This window comes from Arthrobacter sp. 05L421 (assembly GCF_056397785.1).
Genome location: NZ_JBFTOC010000002.1, coordinates 152,123 through 168,707 on the forward strand (window position 1 = coordinate 152,123; position 16,585 = coordinate 168,707).

The 16,585-nt window shown below is 67.8% G+C and carries 18 protein-coding genes and 1 pseudogene; 12 read left to right on the forward strand and 7 right to left on the reverse strand.

Features of this window, described 5'->3' with window-relative positions:
* Positions 1 to 54: 54 nt before the first annotated feature.
* Together AC1DKQ_RS03670 and AC1DKQ_RS03675 are read right to left on the reverse strand one after the other, a co-directional pair.
* The gene (locus AC1DKQ_RS03670) at positions 55 to 321 is read right to left on the reverse strand and encodes a hypothetical protein (RefSeq protein WP_476918241.1); all 267 of its coding nucleotides are present in this window, start codon (positions 319 to 321) and stop codon (positions 55 to 57) included.
* 91 nt (positions 322 to 412) lie between these two features.
* Positions 413 to 850, reverse strand: coding sequence for a hypothetical protein (locus tag AC1DKQ_RS03675; protein WP_476918242.1), 438 nt, complete (start codon positions 848 to 850; stop codon positions 413 to 415).
* A gap of 275 nt (positions 851 to 1,125) precedes the next feature.
* On the opposite strand from AC1DKQ_RS03675, the gene AC1DKQ_RS03680 reads away from it, so the two are divergent.
* The 5 genes from AC1DKQ_RS03680 to AC1DKQ_RS03700 all read left to right on the forward strand — a co-directional run bounded on the left by AC1DKQ_RS03680 (position 1,126) and on the right by AC1DKQ_RS03700 (position 7,022).
* Positions 1,126 to 1,437: a hypothetical protein gene (locus AC1DKQ_RS03680; RefSeq protein ID WP_476918243.1), complete on the forward strand. Its 312-nt coding sequence runs from the start codon at positions 1,126 to 1,128 to the stop codon at positions 1,435 to 1,437.
* A 255-nt stretch (positions 1,438 to 1,692) separates the two neighbouring features.
* Positions 1,693 to 2,199 (forward strand): sigma-70 family RNA polymerase sigma factor, encoded by a 507-nt coding sequence (locus tag AC1DKQ_RS03685; protein WP_476918244.1) that lies wholly within the window; start codon positions 1,693 to 1,695, stop codon positions 2,197 to 2,199.
* The gene (locus AC1DKQ_RS03690) at positions 2,196 to 2,912 is read left to right on the forward strand and encodes an anti-sigma factor family protein (protein ID WP_476918245.1); all 717 of its coding nucleotides are present in this window, start codon (positions 2,196 to 2,198) and stop codon (positions 2,910 to 2,912) included. Before AC1DKQ_RS03685 ends, AC1DKQ_RS03690 begins: the two co-directional genes overlap by 4 nt.
* Positions 2,913 to 2,946: 34 nt before the next feature.
* The gene (gene hrpB / locus AC1DKQ_RS03695; protein WP_476918246.1) at positions 2,947 to 5,622 is read left to right on the forward strand and encodes an ATP-dependent helicase HrpB; all 2,676 of its coding nucleotides are present in this window, start codon (positions 2,947 to 2,949) and stop codon (positions 5,620 to 5,622) included.
* Positions 5,623 to 5,798: 176 nt separating this feature from the next.
* On the forward strand, positions 5,799 to 7,022 hold the full coding sequence (locus AC1DKQ_RS03700; RefSeq protein ID WP_476918247.1) for a macrolide family glycosyltransferase: 1,224 nt from the start codon (positions 5,799 to 5,801) through the stop codon (positions 7,020 to 7,022).
* On the opposite strand, the gene AC1DKQ_RS03705 is transcribed toward AC1DKQ_RS03700, so the two are convergent.
* On the reverse strand, positions 7,019 to 7,708 hold the full coding sequence (locus AC1DKQ_RS03705) for an alpha/beta hydrolase family protein (RefSeq protein ID WP_476884575.1): 690 nt from the start codon (positions 7,706 to 7,708) through the stop codon (positions 7,019 to 7,021). The genes AC1DKQ_RS03700 and AC1DKQ_RS03705 overlap by 4 nt on opposite strands.
* Positions 7,709 to 7,880: 172 nt before the next feature.
* Here AC1DKQ_RS03705 and ligD point away from each other — a divergent pair, with 172 nt between their 5' ends.
* Positions 7,881 to 8,906: a non-homologous end-joining DNA ligase gene (ligD, locus tag AC1DKQ_RS03710; RefSeq protein ID WP_476918248.1), complete on the forward strand. Its 1,026-nt coding sequence runs from the start codon at positions 7,881 to 7,883 to the stop codon at positions 8,904 to 8,906.
* A gap of 190 nt (positions 8,907 to 9,096) precedes the next feature.
* The gene (locus AC1DKQ_RS03715) at positions 9,097 to 9,234 is read left to right on the forward strand and encodes a hypothetical protein (protein ID WP_476918249.1); all 138 of its coding nucleotides are present in this window, start codon (positions 9,097 to 9,099) and stop codon (positions 9,232 to 9,234) included.
* Here AC1DKQ_RS03715 and AC1DKQ_RS03720 read toward each other — a convergent pair.
* Together AC1DKQ_RS03720 and AC1DKQ_RS03725 are read right to left on the reverse strand one after the other, a co-directional pair.
* Positions 9,224 to 9,490: a hypothetical protein gene (locus AC1DKQ_RS03720; protein ID WP_476918250.1), complete on the reverse strand. Its 267-nt coding sequence runs from the start codon at positions 9,488 to 9,490 to the stop codon at positions 9,224 to 9,226. The two genes, AC1DKQ_RS03715 and AC1DKQ_RS03720, sit on opposite strands and share 11 nt — an antisense overlap.
* 211 nt (positions 9,491 to 9,701) lie before the next feature.
* On the reverse strand, positions 9,702 to 10,046 hold the full coding sequence (locus AC1DKQ_RS03725; RefSeq protein WP_476884571.1) for a hypothetical protein: 345 nt from the start codon (positions 10,044 to 10,046) through the stop codon (positions 9,702 to 9,704).
* Between the two features lie 229 nt (positions 10,047 to 10,275).
* Here AC1DKQ_RS03725 and AC1DKQ_RS03730 point away from each other — a divergent pair, with 229 nt between their 5' ends.
* The 3 genes from AC1DKQ_RS03730 to AC1DKQ_RS03740 all read left to right on the forward strand — a co-directional run bounded on the left by AC1DKQ_RS03730 (position 10,276) and on the right by AC1DKQ_RS03740 (position 13,184).
* Positions 10,276 to 11,559, forward strand: coding sequence for a class I SAM-dependent methyltransferase (locus tag AC1DKQ_RS03730; RefSeq protein ID WP_476884570.1), 1,284 nt, complete (start codon positions 10,276 to 10,278; stop codon positions 11,557 to 11,559).
* A 128-nt stretch (positions 11,560 to 11,687) separates the two neighbouring features.
* Positions 11,688 to 12,737 carry a pirin family protein gene (locus AC1DKQ_RS03735; RefSeq protein WP_476884569.1) on the forward strand — a complete coding sequence of 350 codons (1,050 nt, stop codon included), beginning with the start codon at positions 11,688 to 11,690 and terminating at the stop codon, positions 12,735 to 12,737.
* Positions 12,738 to 12,842: 105 nt separating this feature from the next.
* Positions 12,843 to 13,184, forward strand: a complete 342-nt coding sequence (locus tag AC1DKQ_RS03740; RefSeq protein ID WP_476884568.1) for a GNAT family N-acetyltransferase — start codon at positions 12,843 to 12,845, stop codon at positions 13,182 to 13,184.
* A 13-nt stretch (positions 13,185 to 13,197) separates the two neighbouring features.
* Here AC1DKQ_RS03740 and AC1DKQ_RS03745 read toward each other — a convergent pair whose 3' ends face one another.
* Positions 13,198 to 13,776, reverse strand: a complete 579-nt coding sequence (locus tag AC1DKQ_RS03745) for a TMEM175 family protein (protein ID WP_476884567.1) — start codon at positions 13,774 to 13,776, stop codon at positions 13,198 to 13,200.
* 111 nt (positions 13,777 to 13,887) lie between these two features.
* Positions 13,888 to 14,217 (reverse strand): carboxymuconolactone decarboxylase family protein, encoded by a 330-nt coding sequence (locus AC1DKQ_RS03750; protein ID WP_476884566.1) that lies wholly within the window; start codon positions 14,215 to 14,217, stop codon positions 13,888 to 13,890.
* Between the two features lie 338 nt (positions 14,218 to 14,555).
* Between AC1DKQ_RS03750 and AC1DKQ_RS03755 the strand changes: the two genes are divergently transcribed.
* On the forward strand, positions 14,556 to 15,992 hold the full coding sequence (locus tag AC1DKQ_RS03755) for a DUF2252 domain-containing protein (RefSeq protein WP_476918251.1): 1,437 nt from the start codon (positions 14,556 to 14,558) through the stop codon (positions 15,990 to 15,992).
* A pseudogene (locus AC1DKQ_RS03760) lies at positions 15,949 to 16,536 on the forward strand (NAD(P)/FAD-dependent oxidoreductase); the annotation flags it as partial. The gene AC1DKQ_RS03755 and the pseudogene AC1DKQ_RS03760, both read left to right, overlap by 44 nt.
* Positions 16,537 to 16,585 lie beyond the last annotated feature (49 nt).

Below are 16,585 nucleotides of genomic sequence, written 5' to 3' on the forward strand. Positions count from 1 at the left end.
CCCGACGGGCCGAGGCTGACCGACTCAGGCGGATGCTTGGATGCCGAGGCGCTGTTACGGGTCCATTCCAGCGTGCATCGTAACGAACTCGATCTTGTTCGCCGGCTGGACCGTTTTCTTGGGGGCCCGCGAGAACCCCTTGGCGTCCAGGTGATTCTGGGCCCGGTACTCCGCCACGGCGTCGTCATAGAGACCGTTGAGCCGGCGCCCGGAGTAGACCTGCTCTGAACCGTCAGTGAACGTGATGCTGATCTGTGACTTTTCCGGAAAATGCCTGTTCATGCGGATGAAGCCCTCGGCGTCTTGCTTGAGGTTGATCATGTGGTTCCCACTTTCGTGATCGAGTTGATCCAGTCTCGCGCCTTGGCTGCCACTAATCCAACCGGCCGGCTCCAACGTGGGTGGCGTGCACCTACTCGGAGGCATAGGCGTCCACCGCTTGCTCCAGCACGTGGCTGTAACGGTCCCAGGAGGCGGCGGGTGCGGCGGCTACCAGGACACTGCCGCCCCGCGTTCCGGAAACGAGACAGGCGATCTCCCGGTATTTGTGGCCGCCGATGCGGGTTACATATGTGTCCTCCACACAGGAGCCCGGGCCTCCGCGGAACCGCATGCCGGCACGCTCCGCCAGCCGGTTCGCAGATGCGGCGTGTTCGCCCGTGAGGTGGGCGAGCCGGAATTCTGGCCAAGTGGACTGCGCTTCGTCGCCTAGTTGCGGCGTGGCGTTGAGATAAATTCTGAGATCACCGTTGGGCGCCGTGACGGTGGCAGATACCGTGCCCGGGTCGCCCGGTGTGGGAGTTGCACCGGGCGGGATGGACAACACCGCTGTTGCTTTCGGCAGTGCCAAGGACTGCCACCCCGCCGGGGCAGGGCCGGCGTGGAACCAGGAGAACGGTGTTGCGCCGGACGGAGAAGCCGCCGGTACCTGGTTCCCGGTTCGGGAACCGCAGCCACCGGCGCCCAGCACCGCCGTCGTCCCTAGCAGCGCGACGAACAGCAACGACTTTCGGCTTCGTGCTCTAAGCCCCCCGATAGAGCTATTTGTTGCCGTCACCGTCGTCCGGTCCTCCGTTGTTATCGCCGTCCTGGTCGTTCCCCCGAGGCGACGGGGCGGGCGGAACCATGGGCCGGGGAGTCATGGCGGGCGGGATCATCGGCCGCGGGATCATGGGATTCGGAACCATCGGCCGCCGGGCCGGGGCCGCCGGCGGAACGACGTGTCGCGGTGCCGGGGCGGGCGGCCGGACCATCGGGGCCGGCACCATGGCAGGCCGAGGCGGCGGTGCCGGAGCCACCTGGGGCGGGAGGGCTGCCGGAGCCGGCGGTGCCGTAGCTACCTGGGACGGGGCCGGCGCTGGAGCCGGGTCAGGGCTTGCGGGGACTTTGGGCGACGGCGAGGGGCTCCCCGTCGCGGGAACTGACGGCACTGTGTAGGGGGCCGGTGCCGGCATTGCAGGGTGCCCGGCGAAGCAGGCCGTCAGCAGCAAAGTAGTGCCTAACGCCGCGGCGGCTGACGCCGGGCGGGAAATCTTCATTGTGCTCTCCTCAGGGAAGGCCGGCCAGGGACGGCCGGGCTGTCCCTACAACGGTCCCGGCAGCCTGAGGGTTCAACGGCGCCCCGCCGCTGCCGAAGCAGGGGCCCGGTGAACTGATCGTAGGCCGGCGTCGTCCTACATCTAGGAGGCGGAAATGTCCGATCAGGAGGCAGAGCTACTGCGGTCGCTGCACGAGGCCTACGGCCCGGCGCTTTGGCGATTCGTCATGAGAATGACCCGTGACAGTTCGCTGGCCGATGACGTCGTACAGGAGACGCTGATCCGGGCCTGGAAACACCCGGCGATTCTGCAGCGCCCGGAAGCGGCGGTGCGGGCCTGGCTCTACACGGTTGCCCGCAATCTTGTCATCGATGACCGGCGCAGCGCCCGCCGTCGCCACGAAACGGAAACCGACCAGCTGCCTGAGGTTCCGGAGGCGGACCGGGTGGACAGGATCTTGGATGGGTGGTTGGTATCGGATGCCCTCGCTGGATTGTCCGCCGAGCACCGGGCCGTCGTAGTTCACTCGTACTATCTGCGGGAGACAACGGCCGAGATCGCGGAAAGTCTTCAACTCGCAGAGGGCACCGTGAAGTCACGGTTGCACTACGCGCTGAGGGCAATGCGGCTGGCTCTGCAGGAAGGGGGCGTGACGCCGTGAGCTACAACGGGACCGATGAGTACCGCCGCTGGGATGCCGCGTACGTGCTGGGATCCCTGGTGTCCTCTGAGCGCCACGAGTTCGAGGAGCACCTCTCAGGCTGCGAGGGCTGTAGGGCCGCCGTCGCCGAACTTGCCGGACTGCCGTCACTCCTTGCCACACTGTCAGCCGAAGAAGCACAGGCCCTCGGGCGGACCGACGGCGAAAGGCCAACCCCGAGGTTGCAACCCGGGCTGGCGAAAAGGGTCCAGCATGGACGGCGGCGCACCCGCCTGGCTGTCGCAAGCCTCATGCTGGGCGCCGCTGCTGCCGCAGGCGCAGTCACCGTTGCGGTTACGGCCTCCCCGCCGCCGGCCGCTCAGACCCAGGCTGCGTCCGCAACAGCACTGAACTTCACCCCGGTAGCCGACAGCACACTGATGGCCACGGGATCCCTGACCAGGCAGGCGTGGGGAACGCAGATCGACTGGAAATGCACGTACACACCTACCCCGGCCGACTACGCCCCGCCCGGCGCCGTCCGCACTCCGGAGGAGTACGGGTTGGTGGTTGTTGACTCCCGCGGTGCCGCCACACAGGTGGCCACCTGGACGGCAACTCCCGGAACAGTGGCCACGCCGACAGCGACCACGCAGACCCGGGTTGAGGACATCCGCCGCGTCGAAATCCGTGCCGTGGCCAGCGGACGGACGGTCCTGACTGCGCACCCATAACCCCGGCCACGCGTATTGCAGAGACAATGGAGGCGTGACTTCCGCGACCGCACCCTTGGACCCAGCCTGCTCCAAGGGCCTCTTCGACCTCGACGCCATCGGGGCTGGCCTGACTTTTGCGGTATCGCTGGAGGCTCTGGCGGCGGCGCTGCAAGGCGGCGGTGCCGGGGGGTCCGCGGTGGTGCAGGCTCCTCCTGGCACGGGCAAGACGACGCTTGTGCCGCCGCTGCTGGCTAACATCGCAAACGCCAACATCGCGAACAGCGGGCGGCCCGTCCGCGGCGGCCCTCCGCGGATCGTGGTCACCCAGCCGCGCCGCGTCGCTGCCCGCGCGGCCGCCCGGCGCTTGGCCGCCCTGGACGGCACCCGGCTCGGTGATCGCGTGGGCTACACGGTCCGCGGGGAACGCCAGACAGGCCCAGGCACCGTCATCGAGTTCGTTACCCCCGGCATCCTGCTGCGCCGCCTCCTCGCGGAGCCGGGGCTCGAGGGCATCGACGCCGTGGTCCTCGACGAGGTCCACGAGCGCGGGCTGGAGACCGACCTCCTCCTCGGCATGCTCATCGAAGTCCGCGAGCTGCGCGGTGACCTCACGCTCGTGGCCATGTCGGCGACCCTCGACGCGCCCCGCTTCGCTTCACTGATCGGGGAAACGGCGGCCGGAAACGACGACGGCGGCCCGGCGCCGGTTGTCGACTGTCCGTCCGCGCTGTTCCCGCTGGAGGTGGAATGGGCCCCCGCATCGGTGCCGCGGCTGGACGAACGGGGAGTGGCCCGGGCCTTCCTGGACCACGTGGCCGACACGGCCGCTGCGGGGCATGCCGCCGCGTTGGCTGGCGGGCGGGACATTGACGCCCTGGTGTTTGTTCCCGGTGCCTGGGAGGTCTCCTACATTGCGGCGCGGCTGCGCGGCCGGAGCGGCGCTGAGGTCCTGGAACTGCACGGCCAAGCCGGCCCGGCCGAGCAGGACCGCGCCGTCTCCGGGCGTGAGCCCGGCGGGGCTGCCCGGATCATCGTTTCCACCGCACTCGCCGAGTCCTCCCTCACAGTCCCAGGCGTCCGGCTGGTGGTTGATTCCGGGCTGTCCCGCGAGCCGCGCCGCGACGCCGGCCGCGGAATGTCCGGCCTCGTCACAGTGTCCTGCTCCCGGGCATCTGCGGAACAACGCGCCGGCCGTGCCGCGCGCCAGGGTCCGGGCACCGTGATCCGCTGCTACGACCAGAGGGCCTTTGGCGCCGCGCCAGCCCACCAGACGCCCGAGATTGCGGCCGCTGACCTGACCGGCGCCGCCCTGCTCCTGGCATGCTGGGGAGCCCCCGGCGGGCGGGGACTGGCCCTGCCGGACGCGCCGCCCCAGGCCGCCATGGACGAGGCCGTTGAAGTGCTGCGGGAACTCGGCGCCGTCGCTCCGGACGGTCACGCGACCGGGTTGGGCAAGATCCTGGCCCGGGTCCCGACGGACCCCAGGCTTGCCCGCGCCCTGCTGGATGGTGCCGCGACGGTGGGCCACCGCACGGCGGCCGAGGCTGTCGCCCTGGTCTCGGGGGACCAGCGTGCCCCGGGCGCTGACCTCACGCGTCTGGTCGCCGCGTTGCGAACGGGCCGGGATCCTGGATCTCGGCGCTGGGCGGAGGACGTGCGGCAGATGGAGTCGATCGCGCGGCAGGAGTCCTCCGGCGTCGGGCCCTCTGTCCCTGCCGGGGCGGTGGGCGCCGCGGAGGCGATCGGGTTCGTCGTCGCGCTGGCCTTCCCGGACCGGGTGGCGCGCCGCGTTCCCGGCGAGGGTCCGGCACAATACCTCCTGACGTCCGGAACGCGGGCCGGGTTGCCGGCCGGCAGCCCCCTGTCCGGGCACGACTGGCTGGGCGTGGCCGAAGTATCGCGCGCGCAAGGGCGCGACGCCGCGGGGACCGGCGCCGTCATCCGCTCTGCGGCGCCGCTGACGGCGGACACCGCAGAGGCCGCCGCCCGCAATCTCCTGAGCGAAACGCTGCACGCGCGGTTTGGCCAGGGCCGCGTCTCGGCCCGGCGGGAGCGCCGCCTGGGCGCGATCGTGCTCTCGTCCACCCCGGTAAGGCCTTCTGCGGAGGAGGGCCGTGCAGCTGTGGCCCGCGCCCTGGCGAGCGAGGGGCTGGCAAGCATTGGATGGTCGACGGCGGCGGATGGCTTACGCCGCCGTCTTGCCCTCCTGCACCGGGAGCTGGGCGGGTCATGGCCCGACGTTTCCGAGCCGGCGCTGCTGGCCCGGCTGGAGGACTGGCTGGCCCCGGAGCTCGCTGCACTGGCCGGCGGGGCATCCACGGGCGGCATCGACCTCGCCGGTCCGCTGAGCCGGCTGCTGCCGTGGCCCGAGGCTGCCCGGCTGGGTGAACTGGTACCGGAATCGCTGGCGGTCCCCAGCGGGTCACGGATCCGGATCGATTACCCGGATGCGGGAGACACCACCGGCAGGCCGGTAGTGGCCGTCAAGCTGCAGGAGTGCTTTGGCTGGGCAGAGACGCCGCGGCTGGCCGATGGGCGCGTGCCGGTGCTGTTCCACCTTCTCTCGCCGGCCCGCCGGCCCCTGGCCGTGACCGACGACCTCGCGTCGTTTTGGTCCGGGCCCTACGCGCAGGTCCGGGCGGAAATGCGCGGCCGCTATCCGCGGCATCCGTGGCCCGAAGACCCGTGGGCCGCACCCGCGACAGCCCGAACCAAGCCCCGGAACTGACCGCGGGGGCCGGCGGCGGGGCGCCGCCGGCTGAGCTCTCGCGCCGGCCGGGCAACAGGGGCATGATGAAGTTGCACGACGCCGGCGTGCCTCCTGGCCCGCGGGATGCCGGGCAAAAAGGCCGGTCCAGTGGCAAATAAAGCGTGATCTCAGCCAAGCGATGAAGAGTGATGGCCATGCATCTTGCGTTCGTCTCCATTCCCGCCTACGGACACGTGAACCCGACCCTGCCGTTGGTGGCGGAGCTGGTAGGCCGGGGGCACAGGGTTACGTACTTCACGTCGGCCGACTTTGGACCGCAGATCCGCAACGCCGGCGCGGATTTTTACGCCGCCGGCGGGAACTGGATGGCGTCAATGCCTGCCCTGGCGCCCGGGCAGCGGGCGCAGGCGCACCTGATGCTGCCGATCATGAACCGAGTGTTCGAGGACATCAGATGCAGCTTTCCGGCGCTGGTGGACCGCCTGCGGCAGGACCGGCCGGACGCCGTCTGCTTTGACGCTATGACCCTCAGCGGCAGCATGGCCGCAGAAAAGATCGGCGCCCCGGCCATTGCGCTCATGCCCACCTATGCCAGCAATGAACATTTCTCGCTGAGGTCGCTGATGCCTGGCCCGCCACCGGAAGGAGCCGACGCCATGGCCAAGGTTGCGCTGGCCATGAGCCGACTGCTGGCCGAGTTCGCGGCCGAGCAAGGTGTGCGTACGCCCCGGATGTTCGACGGGCCGCCTGCACCGTTCAACATCGTGTTCCTTCCCCGCGAGTTCCAGCCCATGGGGGACACATTCGATGACCGGTTCCGGTTTGTCGGGCCCAGCGTGGGCGGCCGGGACAGCGACGATGAATGGATACGTGCCGGAGCGGGTCCGCTGCTCTTCATTTCGCTGGGGACCACCCCACTGAACCGCCGGCCTGACTTCTTCCGGATGTGCCTTGACGTCTTCGGCGGCAGCGACTGGGATGTCGCCATGGCCGTCGGGGACCAGACCAACCTCGCCGATCTCGGGGCTATCGCACCAAACGTCCAGGTCCGGGCTTTCTTCCCGCAATTGCAGGTACTGCGCCAAACCGCTGTCTTCATCACCCACGCCGGCATGAATTCCACCATGGAGGCGCTCTATTTCGCCGTCCCGCTAGTGGCTGTGCCACAGCAACCGGAGCAGGTTGCCACCGCCCGCCGGCTGGAAGAACTGGGTCTTGGCCGGCACCTTGCGGCTGAAGACGTCGGGCCCGAGGCGCTCCGGGCCGCAGCCTCCGCGCTCCACACTGACGCCCAGGTCCGGCGGAACGTGGCTGCGATGAGCGAGATTGTCCGGAGCGCGGGAGGTGCCGTGGCGGCCGCCGACGCCATCGAAGCGCATGTGCTCCACGGCGCGGGCCGGTTCGGCGACGTCGGTTAGGGCAGTGGCCTCGCGGCATATTCGCCGTGTTTCTTGAGGAACTCAGCCACCGTGGCGGCCAGGGACGCCCCCGCCTCGTCGGCACTGCGCTTGGCGCCGGCAACGGCAAAAGAATGGTCGCCGCCCTCGCGCCACTCCACGGTCGCGGCGGGCCCGATTTTGCCGGCCACCGCCTCCAGGAGTTCCGGGGTGGCGAACGTATCGCGGGTGCCCTGCAGGAAAAGCATCGGCAGCGCCAGCCCGTAGAGGTGCTCATCGCGAAGTTTTTCCGGTTTGCCCGGCGGGTGCAGCGGATAACCCAGGTAGACCAGTCCGGCAGCCGGCATGCCTTCCGCCACCGCCATTGAGGCCATCCGTCCGCCGAAGGACTTCCCGGCGGCCCACAGCGGCCGGCCGGCGGACCGGGACGCAGCGGCGTCCATGGCCGCCCGCCACGCGGCGATCGCCGCCGGTGGCCTGTCAGGGAACTTCCGTCCTGCCTCGCGGTAGGGGAAGTTGAAACGCAGGGTGGCGACGCCGAGGTCGTTCAGGGCGCGGGTGAAGCCCGCGAGGAACGGATGGTCCATCCCCGCACCGGCGCCGTGGGCAACGACCAGGGTGGCGAAGGAGCCGTCGGGCTCGGCAAAGACGCCCGACACTGTGGCGTCGCCGACCTCGATGGTGATCGGGAACTCCGGCGTTGTCATGCGTCCATCATGCCGGTTCAAGGGCCGTTCTGCCGCACGGCGTCTGCCCCACCGCTCTTCGGGGCTGGGCCTCCGTTCCGTGACCACGACGCCGCACGCCAGTTCGCCGCTGTCCGCCCGCTGTGCCCGTTTCGCCCTTCAACTGTCCCCGCCGCCGGGGTAGGTTGTCCCCATGGCCAAGGAAGAAGTCCACCTCAGTGTCAGCGGTCCGCACGGCGACCGGGAGTTGCGGGTGTCGAGCCCGGGCAGGGTCGTCTGGCCAAGCCTGGGACTCACCAAGCTGGACCTGGCCCGGTACATGGTGGATGTCGGGGATGCCTTCCTGGCGGCGAACGGGGACCGGCCGGTGACGCTCCAGCGGTTCAAGGACACGGTGGACGGTGAGCAGTTCTTCTCCAAGAACCCGCCCAAGGGTGCCCCGGATTTCATCCGTACGGTCGACGTCGTCTATCCCAGCGGACGCTCGCACCCCCAGCTGGTCATTGACGAAATCGCCGGGGCGGTGTGGGCGGTGCAGATGAATACGGTGGTCTTCCACCCGTGGCCCTCCCGGTCCGGCAACCCGGACAATCCGGACCAGTTGCGCATCGACCTCGATCCGCAGCCCGGTACCGGTTTCGCGGACGCCGTTCCGGTAGCACTGGAGTTGCGGCGCGTCCTCGCAGAGGCCGGCCTGGACGCCTTTATCAAGACCTCAGGCAACCGGGGGCTCCATGTCTTTGCCCCGATCGAGCCGACCCGGGAGTTCCTGGAGGTGCGGCACGCCGTCATTGCGGCGGCGCGGGAACTCGAACGGCGCCTACCCGAGCTGGTAACCACCGCCTGGTGGAAGGAAGAACGCGGCGCCCGCATCTTCGCCGACTTCAACCAGGCGAACCGCGACCGAACGATAGCGGGTGCTTACAGCCCGCGTGCACTCGCCAACGCGACAGTGTCCTGCCCGCTCCGCTGGGAGGAGCTCGAATCCGCGGATCCGAATGCCTTCACTATCATCACCGTCCCGGAGCGGCTCAAGGCCACCGGCGATCCCTGGGAGGGCATGCATTCGGGCGGCGCGGGCACCGTCGATCTACTCTTGGAATGGTGGGACAGGGACGTCGAGGCCGGCCTGGGGGAGCTGCCGTTCCCGCCGGACTATCCAAAGATGCCCGGCGAACCGCCGCGTGTCCAACCCAGCCGGGCGCGCAACAACGGCTGACGTATCACCGTCAAGGGACGAATCAGGGGTCTCTACCGTTGGTAGTAGCAGAGGGCGGCTGCGGCGGGCCCACGGGCCCATCATGTCCGGGCGGTGGACTGCCCACACGGCCGTTGGCCAGCACCCCTCCACGGCTGGCCGATGCCGTGGAGACAGCCATCCGTCTAGGCGCCCGCATCGAATTACCGGCATGAGCAAGGCAGAGAAGAAGAAGCTGCGGTATTGCGATTACTACTGCTTCATGTCGCTGAAGGACTTCGCGGCCTGGGTCGACGCGGACGACGACCGGGAACCCGTCATGTCCTACGCCGCGCCGCCTACCAGGTAAGCTTCTGGGCTTTGATTTCGTAATGACCGTCACGCTGCGTGAACGTGGCCCGATACCCGCGCTTGACCCCATTGACCACCATCTGGCAGTCCGTATGTGTGTTCACCTTGATGTCCGGGAAGTTCTTGCACTCCACGACGGAAATCGTGATGCCAGGCTTATTGGGTTTGGCGCGGGCCTTGATCCGCTCGGCCAGAATCTTGCCGCTGGTCTGCGGATCGAAGACCACCACCGACGGCGGGGGAGTCGCCGTCACTGTGGTCGTGCGTACCGGCGTGGCCGGAGGTGCAGCGCATCCTGCCATCAGGAGCGCTCCGACCATGGTTGCTGCGCATGCGGTTCTGAATGTGTTCATCGTCGATCATGTCCATCCGACGCCCGTCAACGGAGCTGCCCGAGACCCAGGCTGCCCACGCCAAACTATGCCCTGTCCGGCTTGGGGAATCCTTGGCCCCTGGGCCACGGTGCTAGCGGCGCGGGCGGGCGGTCCGCAGTATGCTGCGGATCGAAACGCCGACGGCGCACACCAGCGGGGCCAACGCCACAAGCACCACCACGGTGTTGGGCCGGAACCTCATGCGGCCCGAGGCGCCCTTGGCGTAGACACCCAGAGGCAGCACGAGCCCGCCGCCCCCGCCGCCACTTCCGCCGCCCGTCTGGGCATCTTCGGTGCTGCTGCCTCCGCCGAAGCCGAACGTCACCACAGCGACGGGGATGACATCTTCCCCTGCGATGCTCACGGCGGGGCCGTACGCCCGGGAAACACCCACATTCTTGAATGTGTCCACGAGGGACGAGAAAGACTCAGACATAGGACACACCATAGGCAACCGCACCCGCTAGCGCCAGAGCCGCCCGCCACCGCCCGGCCGCATTGGAAAGGAGCGGGGAGAGGACTGGCCGGAAGGGGCTGGCCCGAAGGGCTGCAAAAGGAAACGGTACCGGGGCTCTGGTTGCGGGCACTGTCCTGCGCTTAGATTTGGAACTGCCGGGCGCAGCCCAGGGCATTAGAGACGAGTCACGAGAATCGAGGCACCGGACATGGGGACATCTACGAATGCGGCTTCACGGCTTGCCGACGCATTGGCAATCATCCTTGGCACCGACGGCATCCCCCTGCGGCTGAGGGCCTGGGACGGCTCGGAAGCGGGCCCGGAGAATGCACCCGTTGTCGTCTTCCGGTCCCGACGGGCACTTCGCCGGATGCTGTGGTCCCCCGGGCAGCTCGGACTGAGCCGAGCCTACGTCGCCGGTGAAATCGAGGCCCCCGGCGACATTTTCGCCGCCTTTGCCGCCCTTAGCTCGGCCGGAAAATTCGCCGAGCCCGGACCGTTCCGGCCGCCGACACCCCGGGAGGTGCTTGCGCTGCTGAGGATTGCCGTCCGGCTCGGCGCGCTGGGACCGAATCCGGCACCACCGCCCGAGGAAGCCCGCGTGGGCCGGTACGGCAGGCGTCACTCCAAGGGCCGGGACGCCGCAGCCATCTCCCACCATTACGACGTCGGCAACGATTTCTATTCTCTCGTTCTGGGCCGGTCCATGGTCTACTCCTGCGCGGTCTGGGAATCCGACGCAACCGGGCTTGACGCGGCACAGGCAGCCAAACTCGATCTGGTCTGCCGGAAGCTGGGACTCAAACCGGGCATGCGGGTGCTGGACGTGGGATGCGGCTGGGGGAGCTTCGCACTTCACGCCGCCCAGCACTTCGGGGCCGACGTCGTCGGCGTGACGCTCTCGGTCGAGCAGGCGGCCATGGCTCGCAAACGGGCGGCGGACGCGGGGCTGACGGAGCGGGTGGACATCCGGGTGCAGGACTACCGCGATGTGGATGACGGGCCGTTCGATGCGATCAGTTCCATCGGCATGTCAGAGCACGTAGGACGCGAGCAGATCCAGCACTACGCCTCCCAGCTGCACGGGTTGCTCCGCCCGGGAGGCCGGCTGCTCAACCACGCGATCTCGTGGAACGCCGGGCCCACCGCGGCGGACCCGGATTCCTTCATTCCCCGCTATGTCTTCCCGGACGGCGAGATGCTCAGCCTTTCCGACATGGTCGCGGCCCTAGAATCGGCGCACCTGGAGGTCCTGGACGTTGAGGCGTTGAGGCGCCACTATGCCCTGACGCTCCGGGCCTGGGTGCGGAACCTCGAGGAGCACTGGGACGAGGCCGTGCGGTTCGCTGGCGTGGGCAGGGCCCTCGTGTGGCGGCTCTACATGGCCGCCAGCGCCCTCGGTTTCGAGGGCGGCCTCACGGGCGTGAACCAAGTCCTGGTCCAACGCCCCGGCGGCGCGGAACCCCCGTTGCGCCGATCCGCATGGATCTGAGGCCGCTCCCATCCGTTGACGCCGGGTCCGGCCCCGACGAACCGAGTCCCGCCCGATGAGCCGGGTCGCGCCCGATGAGCCGGGTTCCGGAGGCTGACCCACGGACCGCGCGAAGCTAGGCTGTCTTCATGAGCAATACCGAAGTTGCGCCACAGGAAATCCTCTGCGAAACGGAGGGGACACCCGCCGGCGTCGAACTCCTGGCCCCGCGGCAAGTCCCACTGGGCGGCCCGCGCGCGATGGACGTGCGGCGCACGCTTCCGCAGCGCCAGCGCAGCCTCATCGGGGCGTGGTGCTTCCTGGACCACTATGGCCCGGACCGGGTCGGCAATTCTGGCGGCATGAAAGTCCCGCGGCACCCGCACACCGGGCTGCAGACTGTCAGCTGGCTGTTCACGGGGGAGATCGAGCACCAAGACTCGGCCGGCTTCCACGCAGCAGTGCGGCCCGGTGAAGTCAATCTCATGACCGCCGGCCGCGGCGTCAGCCACTCGGAATTTTCCACCCCGGACACAACTGTCCTGCACGGTGCTCAGCTGTGGGTGGCGCTGCCGGACAGGGCACGCCACATGGCACCCACGTTCGAGCACTATCGCCCGGAACCTGTCAGCGGAAGCGGCTGGACCATGCGGGTCTTCCTGGGCGCGCTTTCCGGGTCCGTCTCGCCCGTCGCCACCCACACGCCCCTGCTGGGCGCGGAGATCCTGCTCGGGGCAGGTGCCGAACTGACCCTCGAAACAGATTCCTCCTTTGAACATGGCCTGCTGGTGGACTCGGGCAGCCTGGCCCTCGACGGACACCCCGTCCCGAAAGACCACCTCGGGTACGTGCCGGTCGGACGCGGCTCCCTGGCGTTGTCCGCAGGCCCGGACGGGGCCCGTGTCCTGCTGATCGGCGGCGAGCCGCTGGGCGAAAAGATCGTGATGTGGTGGAACTTCGTGGGACGCAGCCACGACGAGATTGTCGCGTACAGGGCCCAGTGGCAGGCCGAGATCGGCGCGCACGACGGCGCTGAAAACGGTTCTGCGGACGGTTCCGACGCCGGCCCGGCCGGAGCAGCGGCGGCCGCCGCTCCGGCGGCAGGCACGGACCTGCGGTTCGGCCCTTTTCCGCCCGGGGGGCCCGCCGCCCTCCCGGCCCCGGCACTGCCGAACGTCCGCATCAAGCCACGCGGCTAGGCCGTGCATGAGCCGTGCCCAGCGGCGTCCAACGCCTGCACCAGTCCAGTATCCTCAAGCCAGGCCACCGCGCCAACCCGCCCCATCCCAGGAGACCACGCTGACATGATCACCATCAGGAACAACCCCGAGCGCAACCGATTCGAAGTGCTCGCCGACGACACCGTGATCGGCCAGGCCGCGTACGTGGACGACGTCGGGGAGGCCCAACGGATTTTTTACCACACGGTGATCAATGAGGAATATGGCGGCCAGGGGCTGGCCGGCATGCTTGCCGCACAGGCACTGGATGAGACCGTCGCCGCGGGCCTCATGATCGTTCCAGTGTGCCCGTACATCAAGAAGTACCTTGCAAAGCACCCCGGCTATGCGGCCAACGTGCTGGCGCCCACTCCGGCTCATCTGGAGTTAGTGAAGGCTTGGCTGGCCCAACGCGTCCGGCAGTGACCGTTCCTGGCGCTCAGGGATGCGCGATGAACCGCTCCACACGCCGGTCGGGGATGAGCCAGATCGCGGCAACCACCGTATAAGCCGCGATGCCCAAGAGCGGGTTCACGAGGCTGAGCCCCATCCCGGCGATGTACAGCACCGGGGATCCCTTGCCCTTCCAGTCCTGCCCCATGGCCTCATCCAGCGCGCCACCGCGTCCCTGCTGGCCGATCAGCGCCGATTTCAGGATGTAGTAGGCAATAGCGGCGAGCAGCAGGTTCAGACCGTAGACCAGGACGGGGACCTCTGCCAGGCCGGCGTCATTTATCCACCGAGTAGTGAACGGGATGAGGGACAACCAGAACAGCAAGTGCAGGTTTGCCCAGAGAACGCCGCCGTTGATCCTCCCAGCCAGATGAAGCATGTGGTGGTGGTTGTTCCAGTAGATCCCGACATAGATGAAGCTCAGCAAGTAGCTGAGCAGTGTTGGAAGCTCGTGGAGCAGCGCCGTCCAGGTGGGTTCGGCGGGGACGTGAAGCTCCAGCACCATGATGGTGATGATGATCGCAAGCACGCCGTCGCTGAACGCCTCCAGCCGGTTCTTGTTCATGGGCCGCCTTTGATCAGGGCATCGTGGCAGATGCAACGAGGAACTGCCGACGCCGTGACGTGCGGTTCGTAAGAAACGGTACCGTCAAGTTTGTCTTTCGGCGAGGACGGCTCAGCCCTCGGCCTCTGCTTCAAGCTCTGCCTCGGCCATTTCGAGGGCAAAGCCCAGTGCGCTGGCGAGGTTGCCGGCTGCCGCCACGATCCGGGGAGTCCCAACGATGGGAGCGACCGCGATGAGGATGCCTTGGACGTCCTCCAGGGTGATGCCAACGTCCATTGCGGTGCCGGCGTTGAGCAGGTAGGAGGCGGCCGGGGCGTCCACTGCAGCGAGCACCGCAATCCGGGCCAGCATCAACTCGCGGGGGTTGAGGGTGGAGCGTTCGAGCGACACGGCAGTGATGTCGGCGAGGGCGGCGAGGACGGGAGCTTCTTCTTCGGCCATGGTCATATCTCCATCTGATTGCGGTCTGGTGTGCCCAGTGGGCAATGAGAGCGGGTTTGCCCACTCGACTGCAACGTAACCCGACACAGTGGAAGAAGGCATCACCCGAACGGGATGAGCCGATTGACAGCCGTCCGAGCGTGGCCGAAACCGTCAGCAGCGCGTTGACGAACGCCCGCGCAGGGGTTCGGCAAGGCATCGCCAACGCGTTGACGAGGGGCCGCTTCGGGGCCACAATCGCATTAGCTCGACCCAAGGCGCGTTCGCGCGCTCAACAGGACTGACCCAGGCAATCAGTGCCGGTGGCGGTTCCTGACGTCAAAGGGAGGTCGCCGAGCATGGCTGAGAAGAAAGTCAAGCATTTGAGCGTCGAGGAACGCGAATCAAAAGGCAAGGGCAACCGCAAGAAGACGCCCGTCTCGAGCCACACCGGGTGGAAGCCCGCTGCCGACAGACCCGATCCGGTGGCACTCCTCGAGGAACAGAATTTGACCCGGGAGCAGGACCTCGTGCCGGTGCGCCACGGCCGGATGTTGGTCTCACCGTTCACGTTCTACCGGGGTGCGGCCAAGATCATGGCCGCCGACTTGAAGGACACGCCCCGGGCCGGCCTGCGCGTCCAGCTGTGCGGCGACGCCCACCTGTCCAACTTCGGGGTCTTCGCCTCGCCAGAGCGCAACTTGCTGTTCGACCTGAACGACTTCGACGAGACACTCCCGGGACCGTTCGAGTACGACGTCAAGCGGATGGCGGCGAGTTTCACGATCGCGGCGCGGAACAACGCGTTCACCAAGGACGAAACACGCGACGTGACACTGACGGCGGTTCGAGCCTACCGCGAAGCGATGGCCGAGTTCGCGCAAATGCGCACCTTGGACATTTGGTACGCGCGTCTGTCCGAGGAGCAGTTGATGGAAGCCATCAACCTGGCAGTGGCAAGCCAGAAGGGGAAGGCTCTCAAGAAAGCTGCCCAGGGCATGGAAAAGACGGCTCGACAGAACGTCGCAAAAGCACATACCAGGGACAGCCTGCAGGCACTGTCGAAGCTGGCCGAACGAGTTGACGGAGAGTATCGAATTGTCAGCCAACCACCGATCGTCATTCCCGTCCGGGACCTGGGAGATACGTACGGTATGTCTGGCGACGAGGTTGAGAAGGCGGTTCGTGAACAGCTCCGGGCCTACCGGGCCACACTGCCGGACGACCGGCGTCACCTGCTCGAACAATTCGAAGTCATCGACGTCGCCCGCAAGGTGGTGGGCGTCGGCAGCGTCGGCACACGGGCGTTCATCGCCCTGCTCCAGGGCCGCGATCAAGAGGATCCCCTGTTCCTCCAGGTCAAAGAGGCCACGAAATCGGTGCTTGAGGACCACTTGCCGAAGAGCAAGTTCAAGCAGCCGGGCGAGCGCGTGGTGCAGGGGCAGCGGATGATGCAGGCCGCAAGCGACATCTTCTTGGGCTGGACCAAAGGCGTGCAGGACAACCGGTACCTGTATTGGCGCCAACTGCGTGACATGAAGGGCTCAGCCGTGGTGGAAGAGTTTAAGCCGCTCGGTATGGCCTTCTATGCCAACGCCTGCGGCTGGACGCTGGCGCGGGCGCACGCCCGGTCGGGCGACCCCATCGCGATCGCTGCCTATCTCGGCAAGAGCGACAAGTTCGAGCGCTCAATCACCGACTTTTCCGAGCGTTACGCGGATCAGAACGAAAAGGACTACCAGGCGTTTGCCGATGCAGTGCGATCCGGCCGCCTGGAAGCAACTGAGGGCCTCTGATTCCGGATTATCAGCGGAAGGCGGCGCCGTGGGTGAAAGGCTCGAAGGACGACAGATTTCGCTCTGGGTCGCCACGGCCGGTGCCATCCGCTATCCCTCCCTGGACTCCCACCTGGAGGTCGACGTGGCCGTCGTTGGCGGAGGGATCGCCGGCCTGACTGCGGCGCTGGCCCTTAAACGTGCCGGCCACACCGTCGCGGTCCTGGAGGCCGCGCACGTTGGCACCGGCGTCACGGGGCACACCACCGGCAAGGTCACCTCCCTGCACCGCCTCGTCTACACCGAACTTGCCGGCCGGCACGGACGGGACGTCGCCGGGATGTATGGGCAGGCCAACCAGGCCGCGATCGAGCACATTGCGCGCATCGTGGCGGAGGAGGGCATCGAATGCGACTTCCGCAGGGTGTCCAACTACACCTACGCAGAATCCGACGACGCCGTTGCCCGGGTTCGCGACGAGGCCGCCTTGGCCGCGCGGCTCGGCCTTCCTTCAGTCTTTACCTCAGAGACGCCGCTGCCGTTCGCTGTCCGGGGCGCAGTCCGGTTCGATGGCCAGGCGCAGCTTCACGCGGTGAAGTACCTTCAGGGCCTCG

Excerpts from the sequence above, each read along its gene's own strand:
- AC1DKQ_RS03680 (WP_476918243.1), top strand. The coding sequence starts at position 1,126 with ATGGGCCGGGGAGTCATGGCGGGCGGGATCATCGGCCGCGGGATCATG.
- AC1DKQ_RS03730 (WP_476884570.1), top strand. The coding sequence starts at position 10,276 with ATGGGGACATCTACGAATGCGGCTTCACGGCTTGCCGACGCATTGGCA.
- AC1DKQ_RS03735 (WP_476884569.1), top strand. The coding sequence starts at position 11,688 with ATGAGCAATACCGAAGTTGCGCCACAGGAAATCCTCTGCGAAACGGAG.
- AC1DKQ_RS03750 (WP_476884566.1), bottom strand. The coding sequence starts at position 14,217 with ATGGCCGAAGAAGAAGCTCCCGTCCTCGCCGCCCTCGCCGACATCACT.
- AC1DKQ_RS03725 (WP_476884571.1), bottom strand. The coding sequence starts at position 10,046 with ATGTCTGAGTCTTTCTCGTCCCTCGTGGACACATTCAAGAATGTGGGT.
- ligD (WP_476918248.1), top strand. The coding sequence starts at position 7,881 with ATGGCCAAGGAAGAAGTCCACCTCAGTGTCAGCGGTCCGCACGGCGAC.
- AC1DKQ_RS03685 (WP_476918244.1), top strand. The coding sequence starts at position 1,693 with ATGTCCGATCAGGAGGCAGAGCTACTGCGGTCGCTGCACGAGGCCTAC.
- AC1DKQ_RS03740 (WP_476884568.1), top strand. The coding sequence starts at position 12,843 with ATGATCACCATCAGGAACAACCCCGAGCGCAACCGATTCGAAGTGCTC.
- AC1DKQ_RS03700 (WP_476918247.1), top strand. The coding sequence starts at position 5,799 with ATGCATCTTGCGTTCGTCTCCATTCCCGCCTACGGACACGTGAACCCG.
- AC1DKQ_RS03670 (WP_476918241.1), bottom strand. The coding sequence starts at position 321 with ATGATCAACCTCAAGCAAGACGCCGAGGGCTTCATCCGCATGAACAGG.
- AC1DKQ_RS03715 (WP_476918249.1), top strand. The coding sequence starts at position 9,097 with ATGAGCAAGGCAGAGAAGAAGAAGCTGCGGTATTGCGATTACTACTGC.
- AC1DKQ_RS03755 (WP_476918251.1), top strand. The coding sequence starts at position 14,556 with ATGGCTGAGAAGAAAGTCAAGCATTTGAGCGTCGAGGAACGCGAATCA.
- AC1DKQ_RS03705 (WP_476884575.1), bottom strand. The coding sequence starts at position 7,708 with ATGACAACGCCGGAGTTCCCGATCACCATCGAGGTCGGCGACGCCACA.
- AC1DKQ_RS03745 (WP_476884567.1), bottom strand. The coding sequence starts at position 13,776 with ATGAACAAGAACCGGCTGGAGGCGTTCAGCGACGGCGTGCTTGCGATC.